16 protein-coding genes are annotated in these 19,845 nt (G+C 47.4%); 5 read left to right on the forward strand and 11 right to left on the reverse strand.

Features of this window, described 5'->3' with window-relative positions; genetic code table 11:
* Positions 1 to 36: 36 nt before the first annotated feature.
* The 6 genes from H8792_RS07435 to tkt all read right to left on the reverse strand — a co-directional run bounded on the left by H8792_RS07435 (position 37) and on the right by tkt (position 8,748).
* The gene (locus H8792_RS07435; RefSeq protein ID WP_185978313.1) at positions 37 to 1,137 is read right to left on the reverse strand and encodes an HD domain-containing phosphohydrolase; all 1,101 of its coding nucleotides are present in this window, start codon (positions 1,135 to 1,137) and stop codon (positions 37 to 39) included.
* Positions 1,138 to 1,321: 184 nt separating this feature from the next.
* Positions 1,322 to 2,386: a class II fructose-bisphosphate aldolase gene (fba, locus tag H8792_RS07440; RefSeq protein ID WP_185978314.1), complete on the reverse strand. Its 1,065-nt coding sequence runs from the start codon at positions 2,384 to 2,386 to the stop codon at positions 1,322 to 1,324.
* Positions 2,387 to 2,500: 114 nt separating this feature from the next.
* A complete protein-coding gene (pyk, locus tag H8792_RS07445) occupies positions 2,501 to 3,946 on the reverse strand; it encodes a pyruvate kinase (protein WP_185978315.1) in 1,446 nt (481 codons plus the stop codon).
* Between the two features lie 222 nt (positions 3,947 to 4,168).
* A complete protein-coding gene (locus H8792_RS07450; protein WP_185978316.1) occupies positions 4,169 to 5,347 on the reverse strand; it encodes a phosphoglycerate kinase in 1,179 nt (392 codons plus the stop codon).
* A 269-nt stretch (positions 5,348 to 5,616) separates the two neighbouring features.
* Positions 5,617 to 6,618 (reverse strand): type I glyceraldehyde-3-phosphate dehydrogenase, encoded by a 1,002-nt coding sequence (gene gap / locus H8792_RS07455; RefSeq protein WP_185978317.1) that lies wholly within the window; start codon positions 6,616 to 6,618, stop codon positions 5,617 to 5,619.
* Between the two features lie 141 nt (positions 6,619 to 6,759).
* Positions 6,760 to 8,748 (reverse strand): transketolase, encoded by a 1,989-nt coding sequence (tkt, locus tag H8792_RS07460; protein ID WP_185978318.1) that lies wholly within the window; start codon positions 8,746 to 8,748, stop codon positions 6,760 to 6,762.
* Positions 8,749 to 9,114: 366 nt separating this feature from the next.
* On the opposite strand from tkt, the gene H8792_RS07465 reads away from it, so the two are divergent.
* The gene (locus H8792_RS07465) at positions 9,115 to 9,549 is read left to right on the forward strand and encodes a rhodanese-like domain-containing protein (protein WP_185978319.1); all 435 of its coding nucleotides are present in this window, start codon (positions 9,115 to 9,117) and stop codon (positions 9,547 to 9,549) included.
* Positions 9,550 to 9,581: 32 nt separating this feature from the next.
* On the opposite strand, the gene H8792_RS07470 is transcribed toward H8792_RS07465, so the two are convergent.
* Both H8792_RS07470 and H8792_RS07475 read right to left on the reverse strand, forming a co-directional pair.
* Positions 9,582 to 12,770: an efflux RND transporter permease subunit gene (locus tag H8792_RS07470; protein WP_185978320.1), complete on the reverse strand. Its 3,189-nt coding sequence runs from the start codon at positions 12,768 to 12,770 to the stop codon at positions 9,582 to 9,584.
* Positions 12,770 to 14,005, reverse strand: coding sequence for an efflux RND transporter periplasmic adaptor subunit (locus H8792_RS07475; RefSeq protein WP_185978321.1), 1,236 nt, complete (start codon positions 14,003 to 14,005; stop codon positions 12,770 to 12,772). The genes H8792_RS07470 and H8792_RS07475 overlap by 1 nt, the downstream gene beginning before the upstream one ends.
* Before the next feature lie 174 nt (positions 14,006 to 14,179).
* Between H8792_RS07475 and H8792_RS07480 the strand changes: the two genes are divergently transcribed.
* On the forward strand, positions 14,180 to 14,746 hold the full coding sequence (locus H8792_RS07480) for a Tll0287-like domain-containing protein (protein ID WP_185978322.1): 567 nt from the start codon (positions 14,180 to 14,182) through the stop codon (positions 14,744 to 14,746).
* A gap of 88 nt (positions 14,747 to 14,834) precedes the next feature.
* On the opposite strand, the gene H8792_RS07485 is transcribed toward H8792_RS07480, so the two are convergent.
* On the reverse strand, positions 14,835 to 16,112 hold the full coding sequence (locus H8792_RS07485; RefSeq protein WP_185978323.1) for a multifunctional CCA addition/repair protein: 1,278 nt from the start codon (positions 16,110 to 16,112) through the stop codon (positions 14,835 to 14,837).
* A gap of 106 nt (positions 16,113 to 16,218) precedes the next feature.
* Positions 16,219 to 17,175, reverse strand: a complete 957-nt coding sequence (locus H8792_RS07490; RefSeq protein WP_185978324.1) for an NAD(P)H-binding protein — start codon at positions 17,173 to 17,175, stop codon at positions 16,219 to 16,221.
* Between the two features lie 137 nt (positions 17,176 to 17,312).
* Here H8792_RS07490 and H8792_RS07495 point away from each other — a divergent pair, with 137 nt between their 5' ends.
* Positions 17,313 to 17,609 carry a YcgL domain-containing protein gene (locus H8792_RS07495; protein WP_185978325.1) on the forward strand — a complete coding sequence of 99 codons (297 nt, stop codon included), beginning with the start codon at positions 17,313 to 17,315 and terminating at the stop codon, positions 17,607 to 17,609.
* A gap of 160 nt (positions 17,610 to 17,769) precedes the next feature.
* Complete coding sequence (locus H8792_RS07500; RefSeq protein ID WP_185978326.1) at positions 17,770 to 18,381, forward strand: superoxide dismutase; 612 nt, start codon at positions 17,770 to 17,772, stop codon at positions 18,379 to 18,381.
* A 79-nt stretch (positions 18,382 to 18,460) separates the two neighbouring features.
* On the opposite strand, the gene H8792_RS07505 is transcribed toward H8792_RS07500, so the two are convergent.
* Positions 18,461 to 19,327: an SMP-30/gluconolactonase/LRE family protein gene (locus H8792_RS07505; RefSeq protein ID WP_185978327.1), complete on the reverse strand. Its 867-nt coding sequence runs from the start codon at positions 19,325 to 19,327 to the stop codon at positions 18,461 to 18,463.
* A gap of 223 nt (positions 19,328 to 19,550) precedes the next feature.
* Here H8792_RS07505 and H8792_RS12745 point away from each other — a divergent pair, with 223 nt between their 5' ends.
* The gene (locus H8792_RS12745; protein ID WP_324187602.1) at positions 19,551 to 19,760 is read left to right on the forward strand and encodes a hypothetical protein; all 210 of its coding nucleotides are present in this window, start codon (positions 19,551 to 19,553) and stop codon (positions 19,758 to 19,760) included.
* Positions 19,761 to 19,845: the final 85 nt, after the last annotated feature.

Here is a 19,845-nt window from a genome sequence, read left to right on the forward strand (position 1 = left end):
TTTAGCGCTAATGAAATTCTTAAGAACGCCAAACGGTTAACCCAGCTTTTCGGCAATAAGACAGACTTCTTCGCCACGGCTTCTAAAGCATTCCACCAAACGCGGATCAAAATGGCTTCCACTACCTTCTTCAATAATTGCCATCGACTTTTCGTGACTGAAGGGTTGCTTATAAGGGCGCTCGGAACGAAGCGCATCATACACGTCAACAATCGCCATCAGGCGACCGCTGAGAGGAATATCATCACCGGCCAATCCACGCGGATAACCATTTCCGGCCCATTTTTCGTGGTGTGTCAACGCTATTTCCTGTGCAACATCCAGAAAACCACCGTAAGACCCCATCTCCCTCGCCGCTGCGGCAAGAATATCAGCCCCGCTCTGAGCGTGCTGCTTCATGATATCGAACTCTTCATCCGTCAATTTTCCCGGTTTGAGCAAGATATGGTCCGGTGTCGTGATTTTACCTATGTCATGCAACGGTGCCGCCTGCACAATCAACTCGCGGCTTTTTTCATCCAGACCAAGATGCGGGTAAGTACGTTCCACCTCTTCGGCAAGGAGCTCGATATAGGATTGCGTACGCTTGATATGGTTGCCGGTATCTTCATCGCGGAATTCAGCAAGAGAAATCATCACATTCAACGTAGCCTGCTGCAGGCGAAAAATATCGGTTAACTTCTCTTGAAGGTTAACTTCAAGCTGTCTTTTCTCGTTGCGCAAACGAAGATGATACTGACTCAGTTCCAGATGGGTTTTAATTCGTGCGAGCAAAACATCCGGATTGATCGGTTTCGGAATAAAATCGTTGGCGCCTTCTTTAAGCGCACGCTGTTCGTCTTCCGGAGCTGTTTTAGAGGTAATGAAGATAATCGGGATATAACGCCAGGCTGGATTACTTTTGATCTTCCGACAGACCTCGTAACCGTCCATCTCCGGCATCATAACATCCAGCAAGATCAAATCGATTTCGCCGCTAGCTCCGAATTTCTCAAGCAGACTGAGAGCTTTCAAACCGTTATTGGCAAGCTTGACGCTATAGTGCTCTTTCAAACATTCGTTAAGCAAGGCTAAATTGTTCGGCGCATCATCAACACAAAGCACCGTCCTGGTAGAGGCTAAAGTTCTGTGTCCCATCGAGTTTTCCCCGCATTTTTACTAAACTTCGAGTTTCATACTAACACAAGAACAAACAACGGCAAGCTCAAATAAAATATCTTAAAAATCTACTATAAACATATGTTATGAAAATAATTTTAAGCATAAAAAAACCCGGCACTAAGGCCGGGTTCTTTAAGCAATAATCTAAGCTGAAAGTAGCTTAGTTTACTTTTTGATCTAGAGATCCGTTAGCGTAACGAGCTTGCATCTCTTCTAGACCAAGAGACTTGATCTTAGAAGCGTGACCCGCACAACCGAATGCTTCGAAACGTGCTTTACAGATTTCCATCATTGCATTTTCAGCAGCGTTGAAGAATTTACGTGGATCGAAGTTAGCTGTGTTTTCAGCCAAGTGCTTACGGATTGCACCAGTAGATGCCATACGAAGGTCAGTATCGATGTTTACTTTACGAACACCGTATTTGATACCTTCAACGATCGCTTCAACAGGAACACCGTAAGTTTGACCCATATCACCACCGTAGTTGTTGATGATTTCTAGCCACTCTTCAGGAACAGAAGAAGAACCGTGCATTACAAGGTGAGTGGTTGGGATACGCTCGTGGATTTTCTTGATCTGGTCGATTTTAAGAACGTCATCAGAAGGCTTAGAAGTGAACTTGTAAGCACCGTGAGAAGTACCAACCGCAACGGCAAGTGCATCAACGTTAGTGTCTTTAACGAACTGAGCCGCTTCTTCAGGATCAGTTAGAAGCATTGAGTGATCCAGCTCTTCATCAGAACCGTGACCGTCTTCTTCACCCATTTTACCAGTCTCAAGAGAACCTAGACACCCTAGCTCACCTTCGACAGAAACACCACCCGCGTGAGCGATTTTAACAACTTCAGCAGTGATGCCTGAGTTGTACTCGTATGAAGCAGGAGTCTTCATGTCAGCTTCAAGAGAACCGTCCATCATGACAGAAGTGAAGCCAGATTGGATAGCGCGCAAACAAACACCTACATCTGAACCGTGGTCTTGGTGCATAACAACAGGAATGTGTGGGAACATTTCAGTCGCAGCTTCGATCATGTGACGTAGCATTGGCTCACCCGCGTACTTACGCGCACCGGCAGAACCTTGCAGGATTACCGGAGAGTCACAAGCATCCGCAGCGCGCATGATTGCACGTACTTGTTCCATGTTGTTTACGTTAAACGCAGGCATACCAAAGCTGTGTTCTGCCGCGTAGTCCATTAATTCACGAAGTGTAATCATCGCCATAGCGAGACTCCTCTATTGGTTTTCAAAAAATAATTTTTACTATTTTACCAGTGTTTAAACAACACACCAAATAGTAATCGGCCGGGATTATCCCCCGGCCTTAAGGTAAAAAACTTATGGAATCTTAACGATTTCCAAACAATTTGTACCGCCCATAGCACCGCGAGATTCGCCGTGAGTCAGGATAACTAGATCTCCGGCGTTGGCAATACCGAAAGATTTCACTTTCTTTAAAATCTCTTGTTTTGCTTCCGCATCGGTTAAACCGTCGTATTCCAATGTTGAAGGGTAAACACCGCGATACAAAGTCACTTTACGGCGAGTTTGCAAATGCGGAGTCATGGCCACAATCGGCTTGCCGGAAGAAATACGCGACATCAATAACGCCGTATTTCCGGATTCAGTCACAGCAATAATACATTTAACACTGAAGTGGTTTGCTGCATACATTGCCGCCATGGCAACTGTCTCGTCAACCGCAGTGAAATTTTCGTCGATACGGTGCGTAGACATACGGGCAGAACGCTGTTTCTCAGCTTCTTGACAGATACGCCCCATGGTTTCGATAACCAAACTCGGTGAACGACCGGTAGCCGTTTCACCGGAAAGCATTACCGCATCGGTACCATCCATAACCGCGTTGGCAACGTCAAAGACTTCAGCACGGGTCGGAATCGCATTTTCGATCATTGTTTCCATCATCTGCGTCGCCGTGATAGTAACACGGTTCAGCTGACGGGCACGTTTGATCATTTTCTTTTGCAATGCAGGCAGCTGAGCATCGCCGACTTCAACACCCAAGTCTCCACGAGCGATCATAATGACATCGGAAGCCAGAATAATACCGTCCAGAGTAGTATCGTTGGCAACCGCTTCAGCACGCTCAACTTTAGAAACGATCGAGCAATTCAGGCCGGCTTTTTGCGCCAAAGAACGGCAATATTCGACATCTTCCGCAGAACGAGGGAAAGACAGTGCCAGATAATCCGCCTGAATGTCGGCTGCAGTAATAATATCTTCCTTGTCCTTGTCGGTCAGTGCCGCAGCAGAAAGACCGCCGCCCATCAAGTTGATCCCTTTGTTGTTCGACAAAGTCCCACCAACGATGGTCGTGGTGTTTACGCGCTCACCTTCAACATTGTCTACTTCAAATACCAGACGGCCGTCATCCAGCAGCAGTTTATCGCCGGTTTTTACGTCGTATGGAAGGTTTTTATAAGTCAGACCGACTTCATGTTGGTTACCGTCGTTATTACCGACATTGTTATCGAACGCAAATTTATCACCCGGATTCAAAAAGATTTTGTCTTCGGCAAAGCGGGCGATACGAATTTTTGGCCCTTGTAAATCGACCAATACCCCCACTTCGTGGTTGTATTTTTCCGCCAAATCTCGGACACGTTGAGCACGGGCTTTGTGCTCTTCAGGGCTACCGTGCGACATATTGATACGTACAACGTCGACGCCAGCCTTAATCATTCTTTCCAATTCGCCTTCGCGATCTGTAGCCGGCCCTAGAGTTGCCACAATTTTTGTTCTTCTTAAACCATTTGTAGGCATGTAAAGGAGTTCCTTCTTAAATTACGCTTGTTTGCCCAAAGATGTCTCGCAAAATAAACGCATCGCCGCTTCTTCTTTACGAAACCGCAGCCAGTATAGGCTGGGATTGCGATATGTTTACTTACCGAGTCACCCTTTAGGAGATTAAACTTAACAAGCAAAAGTGACAAAAAGATGAAAACCGAAGCTCTTTTAACAGAACTTCGGTTCAGTTCAGGAAAATTACTTCGCAGCCGCTTCTTCAAGCATTGCAACTGCTGGTAGTTTTTTACCTTCCAAGAACTCAAGGAAAGCACCACCACCGGTAGAGATGTAAGAAACCTTATCAGCGATATCGTACTTGTCGATTGCCGCTAGAGTGTCACCGCCACCTGCGATAGAGAAAGCGGAAGATTCAGCGATTGCCATAGAGATTTTCTTAGTCCCTTCACCGAACTGATCGAATTCGAATACACCGACAGGACCGTTCCATACAACCGTACCTGCGTTCATGATAATATCCGCTAGTTCCTGTGCAGAATCCGGACCGATATCGAAGATCATGTCATCATCGACAACATCGGCAACATTTTTCGTTTCAGCCGCTGCCGACTCGGAGAATTCCTTACCACAAACAACATCAGTCGCTAGAGGAATCGCCGCACCGCGACCTTCCATAATTTCGTTTAGCTTGTTACAAGTCGGGATCAAGTCTGCTTCATATAGAGATTTACCAACCGGGTTACCGGCAGCCGCGATGAAAGTGTTCGCGATACCACCGCCAACAACCAGCTGATCCACTTTCTCGGATAGAGACTCAAGAACCGTTAGCTTAGTAGAAACTTTAGAACCACCAACAATCGCTACAAGAGGACGCGCAGGGTTGTTTAGTGCTTTTCCAAGAGCGTCTAACTCAGCCGCCAGAAGAGGACCTGCACAAGCGACATCAGCGAAAGCGCCAGCACCGTGAGTAGATGCTTGTGCACGGTGAGCCGTACCGAAAGCATCCATTACGTAGATATCACAAAGAGCGGCATATTTTTTAGACAGCTCTTCAGAGTTCTTCTTTTCACCAACGTTGAAACGAACGTTTTCCAGAAGAACCACTTCTCCTTCAGCAACTTCAACACCGTCAAGGTAATCTTTAACCAGGCGAACTTCTTTACCTAGTTTTGCTGAAAGGTCAGCTGCAACCGGAGCCAAAGAAGCTGCTTCATCGTATTCGCCTTCAGTCGGACGACCAAGGTGAGACATAAGCATTACTTTAGCACCTGCATCCGCTGCCATTTTGATGGTAGGCAAAGAAGCACGGATACGAGCGTCAGAAGTAACTTTACCGTCTTTAACTGGTACATTCAGGTCTTCACGGATAAGAACGCGCTTACCAGCCAAATCTAGGTCAGACATCTTAATTACAGACATGTTGAGTCCTCTTTATTCAAAGTTAAAACCACTGGAACCAGCGGCATTTGGATTTAAGTTAAAAAATTAAATTTGCTTTTCAATTCTCTGTACGAAAACCGACAAGCAAATTTAATTTGAGAAGCTAGAAAACTAACCTCTCAAATTACACTAAGGAAAGTTTCGCTGAGTAGCGAGATTAATTCTAGGAAGACTGCGGGAGCGTACAACGAGTACGTGACCAAAGTCTGACAACGAAGTAACTCGCTAATCAGCTAGAAACCTATTTCTTAGTTGCTACCTACGTGACGAACAACACGCATCATGTTACAGGTATAACCATACTCGTTGTCGTACCAAGCAACACACTTAACGAAAGTAGAATCTAGAGCGATACCAGCACCTGCGTCGAAGATAGATGGGCGAGAGTCACCACGGAAGTCAGTAGAAACGTTCGCTTCTTCAGTGTAACCAAGAACACCCGCTAGCTCGCCTTCTGAAGCTGCTTTCATTGCTGCACAGATTTCTTCCATTGAAGTTTCTTTTTCTAGTTCAACCGTTAGGTCAACAACAGAAACGTCAGAAGTAGGAACACGGAAAGCCATACCAGTTAGTTTACCGTTTAGAGCAGGTAGTACTTTACCTACCGCTTTAGCAGCACCAGTAGAAGAAGGGATGATGTTCTCTAGGATACCGCGACCACCACGCCAGTCTTTCATTGAAGGACCATCAACTGTTTTTTGAGTTGCCGTTGCAGCGTGAACAGTCGTCATAAGACCACGTTTGATACCAAAGTTATCGTTAAGAACTTTCGCCATTGGAGCTAGACCGTTAGTCGTACATGAAGCTGCAGAAACGATTGCTTGACCAGCGTATTCGTTGTGGTTTACACCGTATACGAACATAGGAGTTGCATCTTTAGAAGGCGCTGATTGTACAACTTTCTTAGCACCCGCTTCGATGTGCGCTTGACAAGTTTCTTCAGTTAGGAAGAAACCAGTACATTCGATAACTAGATCTGCACCAACTTCATCCCATTTAAGGTCAGCTGGGTTACGCTCAGCAGTGATACGAATAGTTTTACCGTTAACGATTAGGTTACCGCCTTCAACTTCAACAGTACCGTCGAAACGACCGTGAACTGAGTCATACTTAAGCATGTACGCTAGGTATTCAGGATCTAGTAGATCGTTGATTGCTACAACTTCGATGTCTTGGAAGTCTTTAGCAGCTGCACGGAAAGCCATACGACCGATACGGCCGAAACCATTGATACCAACTTTAATTGTCATTATCGTTTTCTCCAAAAATTACACTGCACTGAGGTTAATGCAGTTTCTTAAAATAAAAAACTTATGTTTGCCGGCATTGCACCCTCAGCCGACAAACAGGAAATCTGCGCTCCCTCATCCATGAGAACGCGCGGCAATGAATTACTTACCAAGAACCTTGTTAGCAGTCGCTACAACATTCTCAACCGTGAATCCGAACTCTTTAAATAGTTCGTCAGCTGGCGCAGATTCACCGAAAGTAGACATACAAACCGTACCGCCATCAAGACCGATGTACTTATACCAAGAATCTGCAACACCAGCTTCAATCGCTACACGCTTAACACCAGGGATAAGAACAGAATCTTTATAGGCTTGATCTTGCTCGTCGTATGCATTAGTACATGGCATAGAAACCACACGTACATTTGCATCCATCGCTTCTGCCGCTTCAACCGCAAGGCCAACTTCAGAACCGGTTGCAATAAAGATGATATCAGGAGTACCGGCACAGTCTTTCAGTACGTAACCACCCTTCTCGATGTTCGCAACCTGCTCGGCAGTACGAGGCATAGGAGTCAGCGCCTGACGAGAGAATACTAGAGCAGTCGGAGCATTGCTACGCATCATGGCAATTTTCCATGAAACCGCAGACTCAACTGCGTCACACGCACGCCAGGTTTGGAAGTTAGGGATCACGCGCATCGTTGCCATCTGCTCAACCGGCTGGTGAGTCGGACCATCTTCACCCAGACCGATAGAGTCGTGAGTGTAAACGTAGATCGTACCGATTTTCATCAGTGCCGACATACGTAGAGCGTTACGCATGAACTCCATGAACATGAAGAAAGTACCGCCGAACACTTTGAAACCACCGTGAAGAACCATACCGTTCATCATGTGCGCCATACCGAATTCGCGGACACCCCATGACAGGTAGTTACCGTTAGCATTTTCCTTGTTGACCTTAACCATTTTCGACCAGTTGGTCAGGTTAGAACCGGTCAAGTCGGCAGAACCACCGAACATTTCAGGCAAGATTTCACCCAATTTTTCGATCGCTTTCTGAGAAGCCTGACGAGAAGCCAGTTTTGGAGATTCTTCTTGAGTGGCTGCAATGAACTTATCCATTTCAACTTCGAAGTTTGCAGGAAGTTCGCCAGCCATACGGCGTTCAAACTCCGCAGCTTCAGCTGGGTATTCCGCACGGTAAGCTTCGAATTTGGCATTCCATGCCGCTTCATCCGTCGCACCTTGCTCTTTGTGGTCCCAGCCAGCGTAGATATCTTCCGGAATTTCGAAAGGAGCAGCTGTCCAACCCAATTCTTTACGAACTAGATCGATTTCATCGTCACCTAGAGGTGCACCGTGACAAGAGTAAGTACCACATTTGTTTGGAGAACCGTAACCGATAACCGTCTTAGTACAGATCAATGTTGGCTTATCAGTGACTTTCTTCGCTTCTTCGATAGCCGCGTTGATTGCATCCGCATCGTGGCCGTCAACATTTGGAATAACGTGCCAATCGTAAGATACGAAACGACCAGGAACACCTTTCTCCATCCAGTCACCGATGTTACCGTCGATAGAGATATCGTTGTCATCCCAGAATGCGATCAGTTTACCTAGGCCTAGAGTACCGGCCATCGCACATGCTTCGTGCGAAAGACCTTCCATCAAACAGCCGTCACCCATGAAGACATAAGTGTGGTGATCAACGATTTCGTGACCAGGCTTGTTGAATTGAGCGGCAAGAGTACGCTCAGCGATTGCCATACCAACAGCGTTAGTGATACCTTGACCTAGAGGACCAGTCGTAGTTTCGATACCGTCCGCATAACCATACTCAGGGTGACCCGCCGTTTTCGCGTGCAATTGACGGAACTGCTTGATGTCTTCCATACTTAGGTTAAAACCGGTCAGGTGCAATAGAGAGTAGATCAGCATCGATCCGTGACCGTTAGACAGTACGAAACGGTCGCGATCCGCCCACTTAGCGTTGGTCGGATTATATTTCATGTGGCTATTCCACAGTACTTCTGCGATGTCCGCCATCCCCATTGGTGCACCTGGGTGACCAGAGTTGGCTTTTTGAACCGCATCCATACTTAGGGCACGGATAGCGTTTGCTAGGTCTCTACGAGTTGCCATACAACTTCCTCAACTTTCTTAAAAAAATTCGGTGTGCAGAAAGCCGCCTTAACGGTATTTTTCATGCCGTCATTTACTATAAAAGCGACTTTACAAGATAAATTTGGACAAGTATTCTCTCTCAAAATTTCATTTTCATCAAGTTTTCTTGTTGAACCTGAGAAGAAAACTATCTCAAAATCCAATTTAAAATCTCGCCATCCAGACTAAAAGTTCAAAATGACAAAAATATGAATTTTTTCATCATGTTATTCCAAATCAATGCTAAGTGAATACTTTTTTGAATAAAATTGATTTGAAACACTCTTTTCAGACCTCGCTTTCAATTGTGGCACCCATCTCATCAACGACAAAAGGAGATTTTTTATGCCCATTCATTTAAAAGATTTAGTAACGGAAGCGAAAGCGATTATTAATGAAGTCGACTACGCGGAAGCGCGAGGATTATTGCAAAACGGTTATACCCCTTTGGATGTCAGAGAATCGTACGAATATCTGACGGGAACCATTCCAATGTCAAAACATATTTCAAGAGGACTTCTCGAACCGAAATGCGATACGGACTTTGCCGGACACGATCCTGATATGGAAGATCCGGATAAATGTTGGCTGGTATTTTGTCAGGCCGGCGGACGCGGCGCCCTGGCCACCTACACCATGCGTAAGATGGGATTCAAAAATGTCGTGAACTTGGCCGGCGGTTTTAAGGCATGGCAAAATGCAGGATTAGATATCACTTGCCCTCCTACAGAAGAAGGTTTAATGCTGTGCAACCATCCATGGAATCCACAACATCAATAAACGACACCTTGCCACGAGTGGCTGCAAAAACTTTATACGGTTTTTACAGCCTTACTTGCGTTGCCTTTACTTTCTGCAGGTTTCGAAAAATTATTCATGGTCATTTCATAAATTGACAGGATCGCCGGAATAACCAACAGAATAAGGAAAGTCGAGAACATTAACCCGAAGGCAATCGCCGTTGCCATCGGGATTAAGAACTGTGCCTGCAAAGACGTTTCAAACAACAACGGCGTTAAACCGGCAATGGTCGTCAAGGAAGTTAGAAGCACCGCTCGCACACGCTGCACCGCAGCCTCTTCCAGAGCTTCGTTCACACTCAACCCTGCTTCACGCAATCGCTTGTAAAAACTGACTAGTATGATCGAGTCATTAACCACGATTCCCGACAGACCGAAGAAACCGAACAAGGATAAAATCGTCATATCCAAGCCCATCCACCAGTGCCCCATAATCGCACCGACCAGACCGAATGGAATAGCCGTCATCACCACCAACGGCCAACCGTAAGAACCGAAAACCCAGGCCAACACGATGTAAATCAGTGAAAGGCCGATAAACAAACCAATCTTCATATCCGCCATAGTTTCCGCCTGACGGGCATTCTGCCCTTCCAGACTGTAACTGATGCCATATTTTGTCTGCAAATCCGCCAAGACCGTTTTTTGCAAAGACGCCAAAATCTGGTTGGCATTATTCAGATTTTTATCTACTTCTCCGACAACGGTCACTGCCAGCTGACCGTCGACATGACGCATGACATCAAAACCTCTCTGCGTCTTCCAGGTTGCAACCGAATTCAAGGCAACTCTTTGTCCGTTCGACGCGGTCACCTGCATTTTATTCAAGGTCGCCAAAGAGACCCTTTCATTCAACGGATACTGCACACGGACTTCGATTTCATCCTCGCCGTCAGTGAAAATCTGCACCAGTCGGCCAGAAAAGGCAGCCGATAACTGTTCACCAAGAGAGACATAGGAAAACCCTAAAGCTTCACCCTGCGGGGTCAATTGATACACCAGTTGATCACGCCCGAAAGGCAAGTCATCACGAATACCACTGACCCCGGAAATCTGCGTCAAAACTTCCTGCAAATCTAGTGATGCCTGCTTCAGCATCTTCGGATCCGCTCCGGTTAAACGAATATCGATATCGCTTCCAGGCGGCCCCATTCTCGGGGCTTCAATCGTCAACACATCCAGACCGGGTACGGTTCCGGCTTTCTGCTGCCACGTTCGGATAAACTCGGCATTGCGGGTTTTACGCTGATCCGGCTCGACCAACTCGATATTAATTCCGGAAAAATTCGGTCCGCTTTGGCGGCTGGTTTTATTAAAGTGCACTACCGCTACTTTAAGAATCCCCGGTTCCAACTCTTTCTCGGTCTCCAGCAGAGCATCGTACAAGTGCTCAACATACTTGGCGGAGACGTCCGATGGCGTACCGGCAACAAAACGTGCATCAGCAAATAATTTCGTCGATTCCGGCGACGGGAAAAACACAAATCCCATACGGCCGCCGGCCAACAGACCAACCACAAAAATCATCATCGCCAGAGTCGACGCCAAAGTAATACCTCTATGCGTCAGAACCCAGCGAATGATATGCCTGAACTGATGATGTCTTAAATGATCAATGGTGGCATCCAGACGGTAACGAATCGAACCTTCTTCAGGGGGCTTTACCTTAGAAAGAGCGTGACGTAAATGACCGGGAAGCACGGTGAAACTTTCCAGCAACGAAGCGAAAATCACCGCAATAATCACCAATGGAATGGCAAACAGAATATTTCCCATCTCCCCACCGATTAACATCAACGGCAAGAAGGCCGCGACCGTCGTCAGTGATGAGGCGGTCACCGGCCAGAACATGCGGTGCGCACCACCTTCGGCGGCCTGCAGATGCGGTTCGCCGCGTTCGTGATGCGCCAAAGCATCCTCCCCGACGACGATGGCATCATCGACGATAATCCCCAGCGCCATGATCAAACCGAACAGGCTGACCATATTGATCGAACCACCAGCGAGATACATAATCATCAAGGTCGCCATAAAAGAGACCGGAATCCCGACGGCGATCCAGAAAGCGACCCTGCCGTTCATAAACAGATACAGAATCAACACTACCAGAATCAGACCGCCGATCCCGTTATTGACCAGCAGCATAATCCGTTGATTAACCAGCGACCAAGTCTCGTCATAGACCTTGAAGGTAACCCCTTTCGGCAGCGTTGGCTCGGTTTTAGCCAACCATTCCTGCATAATTTTCGACGACTTCAGGGTATCGCCGCTCTCCGCCCGCTGCAGTTGCATCTCCACCGCCGGATGACCGTCAACCATAATATACGGCGAATCCTTTATCGGGCGACGTTCGACCGAACCGATATCTCCCAAGGTTACGTTCTGGGAACTATTGGCAATCAACGGCACCTGTTTGAATGCGGTTTCACTGCGCTTCTGTTCGATCGCTCTTAAATCGCGAACACTATCGTCATCCCCAACCGATCCGGCCGGATAATCGCGACTCATCGCAGCAACCTGATTAGAAACCTGATCCAGTGTCAACTGATAATGTTCCAGATTGCGTTGCGGAATTTCGATCGCCATCTCTTCTTCCGGCAGACCGACAAAAGAGATCTTATCGATTCCCTTATCCAGCAGCTCCCGCTCATATTTCCTGACCAGCGGACGCAGTTCGTCCAGAGAACCTTTTTCGTTAATAACCAGTAGACGAGCCACCGGCTCGTAGCGTACGACACGTTCGATAATCGGCGTCTGCGAGTCCTGTGGCAGATTCCTCAGCTCGCGAATCCTCTGATTGATCTGATCGACCGCCTCGATCATATCGGTGCCCTGCTTGAACTTCAGAGAAATGCTCGACAGCCCCAGCGCAGAGGTTGAAGTCATCTCGTCCAGATTATCCAGATTGCGCAATACTCGCTCGATCGGTTCGGTGACCGAACGCTCGACATCTTCGGCATTGGCCCCCGGCCAGACCACTCTGACCGAAGCGTAATCCAGTTCGAAATTCGGGAAAAACTGCACATTCAGTTTAAACAGCGCCACGATTCCGGAAAGAATCATAATAATCATCAACAGATTCGGGGCGACTTTGTGACGTGCAAAAATTCCGATTAAACCATGTGATCGAAAATTCTTTTCCTGGATCGCAAAATCGCGATCTTCGTCCAGTTTTGGCGAAGCGGTTTTAATCTCACCCATTACTCCGTCACCTCAGAGACTTTCAACCCGGTTACCGCATTCGGCAGATGGGTAATACACACTCGGCTTCCTTCCGGGAAGTTCGGCTCAATCAGCGCCCAAAGACGACCGTCACGCTGAACCTCTCCAACCAGCGTGACGGTACGGGCCGCCAAACGATCTTTTTCGATCAGGTAGATACGATCCTTGCCGTAAATAGCGCTATAGGGTAGTGCCAGAAGATTACTGCGGGCCGCTCCGCGCAGATTAATTTCCATTAAATCGCCCGGACGCAGATCTTTTCCGGCAGCGCTTAAATCAAAGAAAGCGTCGACTCCGCTGGTACTTGCCTCACCGGACAATCGCAACAACGGCAAAGCGGCTTTGGAACCCGACCCGGTTTGCACATAAGCCACATAGGATTCGCCTTTACGCAAAGCCTGCTCGACCGAATCAACCTCAGATGCCGGCAGCTGCGCCCTTAACTCCAGACTCGACAAAGCGTAGTAACTTAACAATGCACTTCCCGCATTGACTCGTGAACCTTCGCTGACCGAAACCTTGGCAATTCTTGCATCATAAGGCGCCTCGACTTTACCGCGCTGACGATTTAGTTTCGCCTGCGCCAAAACCGCTTTGGCCTTCGCCAGTTTGGCTTTCAGCTGATCGAGTTTCAGGCGACTTTCCTGGACGGAAAGTTGCGCTCCTACGACACTGTACTCTTGGCGGACGAGCGCTTCTTTCACATCGTCTACCGCCGATTGCGAAGCCAAATTTTTCTTCAACAATTGCTGGGTACGCGTCACTTTTTCGCGCTTTAATTCCAGAACTTTTTGCTCATGCTCCAGTCGCTGTTGGTTTGCCTTATTCGCCAGAAGCTGAAGATCAATCTGAGCCTTAATATCTTCAACATCGGCGGAAGCCTGCTCAACCGGCAAACGTAAGTCCTGATCATCCAGCTCAAGCAACAGGGCTCCACGCTTGGGTTCGTCCCCATCTTTGACAGCAACTTTATCGACAAGTGCACTGATCGGCGCCGACACCGTAACCAGAGCATAGGATTCAACTGTACCGTATAAGGTTTGCGAAGGTGCCAGATCCTCAAATTTCGCCCCCATCGCTTCAACCATCCACACCTTTTCCTTCACTTCAACCGGAGCTTGCTGCGGTTTAGTCGACTTGAAATAGAAGAATGACGCCATCGAGAGAGCGATGATCAAGAACGGAACGATTACTACGTTTAAACGTTTCAACATGAGGATTTACCGAGTTTCGAGAGTCTAAAAAATTAAATTCCCTATTTATACACGAATTCACACGCAAAAAAACCGTAATTTTTATGGTGTTGTCTTGGATTAAAGAAAAAGTTATTCTTAGGCTTGTTTATCAATTAATTTTATATATACATAAATCATAAAAAGGGACGCACTATGAAAAACTATCTACTCAGCGGGCTGATTATGACCCTTCCCCTCAGCGCCTATGCGAATACTGTGCCGGAGAAACAGCAAGAAGCACGCATGCTGGCGAAAGAGTTTCTCGGACAGCTAAAACCGGAACTCGGCAAAGCGATGAAAACCGGCGGTCCGATTCATGCCGTCGACATCTGCCATGAAAAAGCGCCGGAAATTGCAAAAAACTTAAGTGAAAAAAGCGGCTGGAACGTCAATCGCGTCAGTTTGAAACCGCGAGCGGCAACCGCGAAGGCGGATGCTTGGGAAACCGCAACAATGAATGAATTCAACCAGCTTCTGGCGGAAGGAAAAGATCCCAAAACTCTGGAAAAATTTGAAATCGTCAAAATTGACGGTCAGGACACTTACCGTTACATGAAAGCGATCCCAACCGGAAAAGTCTGCCTGACCTGCCATGGCGAAACCGTACCGGCAGTGCTTGAAGACAAAATCAAGGGCTTCTATCCGCACGATACCGCGATCGGTTACAAGCTGGGTCAATTGCGTGGAGCCTTCAGTTTCCAGCAAAGTGTCGCTAAGTAACTGGTTTTGGTGACGATCCGGCGGTTCGGACGAGCCGCCGGAATTTGCTGCCTTGCTAACTTATGACTAGGTTATCTCTGCTTCAAATTTAAGCAATGACTTTAAAATTTGCCAGACATTCGGCGATTTTTTCTTTCTGGGCGGCTTCGATCGCCGCTCCGACTGCTGCACCCTGCAAACCTCTGGACAGAATCTCCCGATTATCCACCTGATTGGCTGCATGCAAAACCGCTCTCCACAATAGTGCAGGTAGATACGGCGTCTCTTCAAAACCGAGACGGCCTTTGGCATCCGCCTCGCAGGCCAATAATATCTTGTCAAAACCTTGCGGGTCTTTTAAAGCACTGCAAGCCTTAAGCACTTTTAAATAGGTCTTCGGTTTCAGGTACGGCAATCCTTGTGAATCCACCCCTTTATGAATCACCCCGTGATACTCGGTCACCTTAAGAGCAAACTGTTCGACTTTTTTCGGAATTTTATAACGCTTGCACAGAACTTTTACCAAAGGAACGCCTGCAGCTTCATGCCCATGATGCTTCGGCCACAATTCCTGCGGTGTGATTCCCTTGCCCAGATCATGCACCAATGCGGCAAAGCGAACCGAAACGTCCGAAGTCAACTTACAGGCCGCATCCAACACCATCATGGTATGTATCCAGACATCGCCTTCGGGATGATGTTTTTCCGGTTGAGTCACGCCATGCAGCGCATCCAATTCCGGGAACAACACTTGCAAAGCACCAACTTCGTCAAGCACCTTAAAAAACAAGCTCGGTTCCGCAGAGTTCAATACCTTTACCACTTCCTGCCAAACTCTTTCAGGGGTTAGAGCCTCCAATTCACCGGCCGAGGTCATTTCGCTCATCAACTGACGCGTTTCATCCGCCAGCTGAAAACCGAATGGCGACAATTTGGCAGCAAAACGCGCGACACGCAGAACTCGCAAAGGATCTTCCGAAAACGCCGCGGACACATGCCGTAAAAGACGTTTTTCCAGATCCGCCTGCCCGTTATAGGGATCGATTATTTGACCGTCTTCATCCTGCGCCATTGCATTGATAGTCAAATCACGGCGAATCAGATCCTCTTGCAAGGTTACGCTCGGCTCGGCAAACACAGTAAAACCGTGGTAGCCTTTTCCGGCTTTGCGCTCGGTACGCGCCAGCGCATACTCTTCCTTAGTCTGCGGATGCAAAAACACCGGAAAATCTTTCCCTACCTGTTCAAAACCGGCATCCAGCATCATTTGCGGCGTCGCACCGACCACCACCCAGTCACGGTCATACACTTCGATACCGAGCAGACGATCACGAACCACACCGCCGACCAGATACACATTTGCAGAATCTTTTCCTAAAAAAGCCATTTTTCCCTTTTCGCCCTTACAGAGATTTTGCCTGCGCGATTATTCGAGGCAATAAAAAAGCCGTCGTAAAAGACGGCTTTTCAAACAGTGAACATTGAATCAAATATTAAAGATCACGGTTTGCCGTTTTACGGTAGCTATTATAGCGTTCACGTACATGCTGTGGTGCAGCGTAGGTTGAGATCGCCCAATCCAGATTGCTCGGAGTAAAGCCGAACAGCTTGGAAAAGTCCGCATCCGAAACCTGATCGGCGCCTAAAGTCAAAACCTGCGCCTTGGAAACCGAAATAATCGGCGCCAAACCGCCAAGGGTCGACATAATTCGTGCATTCAAAGAGCACATCGGCAAGACCACTGCATCTTCATCCATAATTTCGGCAACCAGATCACCAAGGTCTTTCATGCTCATGCGCTCTTCCCCGGCGACTTCCAGCTTCTTGCCGAAGGTTTCTTCATTGCGGATCACCGATACCAGAGCACCAGCCAAATCTTTTACCCAAATTGGCTGCACACTGGTCGAAGCATTCGCCACCATCAGTAAAGACATACGCTTCAACTGCTTAACAAAATAGGCCGTACTTTCGTCGCCTTCGCCTATAATCAGGCTCGAACGTAAAATCGTCACCGCCGCACTGGCCGTTCCGTGCATCAAGCTGTCCGCTTCTCCCAAAGTACCCAGCCAGGCATGACTGTCCTGTTTAGTAGAAGCACCCAATTGCGACAAACTTACGACGCGCTTCACTCCGGCCGATTCCATCGCCGACTTAAGCTTGCGATTGACTTCAACCAAATCGTCGGCTTCAATCATTTCGGTCGTTTTGGAACGATCGGCCAACAAGTTAATGACGATGTCGCTACCGTTTAAAATCGCCTTTAAAGCCTCGCTGTCATCAAACGAACTTAAAGTACGAACTTTAGTGTTTGGATAAAGCGCAAACTCGCGAAAACGCTCCGGTCGTCTGACCACAAGATCAATTTGATAACCGGCATTCGACAGAGCTGCGACCACCGCACGACCGACAAAACCGGTTCCGCCGAAAACACTAACCTTATTCCCTAACATCGTTAAACATCCAAAATTTATTTTCAAAATCGGCTAAGCATAAAAAAATGCGTAGCCGAGGTCAAGTATTTCATGGTCTGCGCAAGCCAAGGATTTTGGTACAATAGCCGGCAAATTACAGTAAGGAAAACTATCTCATGCAAGCAATCACGGTTTCGGCTTACCGCAGCCCGAAGAAAGATGAACTCTATCTGTTTGTCCCGCAAGAAGACGGATTGGAAAAACTTCCTAAAGAGCTGCTGGTCATGTTTGGAGAACCTCAGCACGTTATCGATTTCGAACTGACCCCGAATCGTAAAATGGCCCGTGAGGACGCCGCTAAAGTCTACGAATCGGTCAACAGTAAAGGCTACTATATGCAGATGCCTCCGAGTGAAGTTGAAAAAATCAGCGATTACGCACCGGCTCCGGAGCGACTTGATAATATTTGCTGAATTTCCAGACAGAAAACGAAACAAAGATACCTGATTAAAACACTCGGTATTTACAAGCGCCAAAGAGTGACTACAATAGGTTTTAAATCATTTTCAGAGGCCGATCAGACAATGTTCGACCGCCTCTCACTTTAAACTGCAAAACCATAAGGAAACCATCATGGCATTTACGCTACCAGATCTACCTTACGATTACGACGCACTTGAAGTCTCAATCGACGCACGCACTATGGAAATTCACCATACTAAGCACCATAACACCTACATCACCAACCTTAACAACGCGATTGCAGGTACCGAGAACGAAGATAAGTCTTTGGAAGAACTTGTTGCGAATGCCGGAAGCATTTCCCCAGCAGTACGCAATAACGGTGGCGGTCACTGGAACCACGCTTTCTTCTGGGAAATCATGACCGGAGACAGCATGGGCGCTCCTAGCGGAACACTTGCCGACGACATCAACGACACTTTCGGCGGCTTTGACGCCATGAAAGAAAAATTCAACACTGCCGGTGCGACCCGCTTCGGTTCAGGTTGGGCTTGGCTAACGGTTTCTGCCGATGGTAAGCTGGAAATTTCTTCTACGCCGAATCAGGATAACCCTTTGATGGACGTTGCAGAAGTGAAAGGTACGCCAATCCTTGGTCTTGATGTTTGGGAACACGCATACTACCTACGCTACCAAAACCTGCGCCCTGCCTATATGCAAGCGTGGTGGGATGTAGTAAACTGGGAAAAAGTGGCTGAGCTTTACGCTGCTGCCAAAGCCTAATTGACTCCATAGTCGATGCACGGAGAACCGGCGACTTACTTTTTGGTAACCGCCGGTTTTTTATTATCTAAGCCTGCAATCAATCCTGCAGAGACTTAATCCACACCTTGTTATCCAGGAATGACGGAATCAGCAGACGATTGCGCTGCGTATCCAATCCTAAATCGGCCGGCGAATTCAAGTCTTCGAAAATCGTTTTCAGCTCTGCACCTTCCTGCCACTGCAGTGCCGCTTTTGCCGTCCAGCTTGAAACGATCACATTACCGTTAACATCTTCCACCAGACCGTCAAGACGGTTAAACGGCAAAATTTCGCTCTTCAACAGTTTTCCCTTCAGGTCAAAATGATGCACCTGACCGCTGGCAATGGTTACGACCAAAAGCTCATCATCTTTTTCCAGCACACCGTTTGGTCGTCCTAAATCCATTCCGGAGACCAACGTCGTCAAATCCCCGTCGGCAGAAATATGATAAACCGCATCCTTACCGCTCGGCTTAAACCCTTCCTTAACACCGCTATCGGTCACCCAGATACCACCCTGTGAAGCAGGTGTAACGCCGTTCAAGAAACTGGCCTCTGGCACCTCAACTTCAAAAAGCGGTTTTCCGTCAGGTAAACTGAAAACGCGAACACGATCGATATCCGCCACATATAAACGATTACCCAAAGCCGCCATGCCCTTCGGAGCATTTAAATGCACACCATTCAGCCCTCCGGAAATCCATTTTAATTCAAGCACCTCTCCCTGCGGACTCAACAGAGAGATAAAACCGTTGTCGTCTCTGGCAAAAGGACTGCCGTTGATATTGGCAACGTAATAATTATCGGTCTTGACCGAATACTCGACCGATTCCGGGGTTTGAAACCCGACATTCTCAACCGTCATGTCCGCCCGAACCGTAAGACTGGCACTGGCACATAAAACCCCAATCAAAAATCGCTTCATGACTCCTCCTCGAAACGCATATTTTCACAACCCTGACTTACAAGGCCTTGGAGCAATCATACTGAATTTTAAGCTCGAAAATAACCAAAAACGTCTCTGTAATTTATTTCAACGCTGCTTCCAGCGCCCCCCCTAAGCGGACAAGGCTGCCAGGCTTTGCTCCTTGCCTAGACCTGGGGTAAGATCAATGCCTGATTACCATTTTGCAATAAGGAGAAAAAACATGGTTAGCCTTACCACACCCGTCTGTGACTTTGATGCTCCTGCAATCGACTTTAGTCTTCCTGGTGTCGACAATCAAAACTGGACACTGGAAAAAGCCAAGGGAGAGAACGGTTTGTTTGCTATACCATTAACTAAAAAGTTACACATGTTATTTTTAAAGAAATACCTGAAGTGGTCTAATAAAACCGAACGCTTTTTTAGGTGGTAAACTCCATCAAAAAGAGGTGTTCAATGAAAAGACAAAGACGTTCGTTTTCAGCAGGATTTAAACGAGAAGCGGCACAGCTGGTTTT

It is taken from the genome of Thiomicrorhabdus heinhorstiae, assembly GCF_013391765.2.
GTDB classification, from domain to species: Bacteria; Pseudomonadota; Gammaproteobacteria; order Thiomicrospirales; family Thiomicrospiraceae; genus Thiomicrorhabdus; species Thiomicrorhabdus heinhorstiae.

Coding starts and splice junctions, on each gene's coding strand:
- H8792_RS07470 (WP_185978320.1), bottom strand. CDS start 12,770: ATGGGTGAGATTAAAACCGCTTCGCCAAAACTGGACGAAGATCGCGAT.
- H8792_RS07475 (WP_185978321.1), bottom strand. CDS start 14,005: ATGTTGAAACGTTTAAACGTAGTAATCGTTCCGTTCTTGATCATCGCT.
- H8792_RS07465 (WP_185978319.1), top strand. CDS start 9,115: ATGCCCATTCATTTAAAAGATTTAGTAACGGAAGCGAAAGCGATTATT.
- fba (WP_185978314.1), bottom strand. CDS start 2,386: ATGGCGATGATTACACTTCGTGAATTAATGGACTACGCGGCAGAACAC.
- H8792_RS07435 (WP_185978313.1), bottom strand. CDS start 1,137: ATGGGACACAGAACTTTAGCCTCTACCAGGACGGTGCTTTGTGTTGAT.
- tkt (WP_185978318.1), bottom strand. CDS start 8,748: ATGGCAACTCGTAGAGACCTAGCAAACGCTATCCGTGCCCTAAGTATG.
- gap (WP_185978317.1), bottom strand. CDS start 6,618: ATGACAATTAAAGTTGGTATCAATGGTTTCGGCCGTATCGGTCGTATG.
- H8792_RS12745 (WP_324187602.1), top strand. CDS start 19,551: ATGGTTAGCCTTACCACACCCGTCTGTGACTTTGATGCTCCTGCAATC.
- pyk (WP_185978315.1), bottom strand. CDS start 3,946: ATGCCTACAAATGGTTTAAGAAGAACAAAAATTGTGGCAACTCTAGGG.
- H8792_RS07450 (WP_185978316.1), bottom strand. CDS start 5,347: ATGTCTGTAATTAAGATGTCTGACCTAGATTTGGCTGGTAAGCGCGTT.
- H8792_RS07490 (WP_185978324.1), bottom strand. CDS start 17,175: ATGTTAGGGAATAAGGTTAGTGTTTTCGGCGGAACCGGTTTTGTCGGT.
- H8792_RS07495 (WP_185978325.1), top strand. CDS start 17,313: ATGCAAGCAATCACGGTTTCGGCTTACCGCAGCCCGAAGAAAGATGAA.
- H8792_RS07505 (WP_185978327.1), bottom strand. CDS start 19,327: ATGAAGCGATTTTTGATTGGGGTTTTATGTGCCAGTGCCAGTCTTACG.
- H8792_RS07480 (WP_185978322.1), top strand. CDS start 14,180: ATGAAAAACTATCTACTCAGCGGGCTGATTATGACCCTTCCCCTCAGC.
- H8792_RS07485 (WP_185978323.1), bottom strand. CDS start 16,112: ATGGCTTTTTTAGGAAAAGATTCTGCAAATGTGTATCTGGTCGGCGGT.
- H8792_RS07500 (WP_185978326.1), top strand. CDS start 17,770: ATGGCATTTACGCTACCAGATCTACCTTACGATTACGACGCACTTGAA.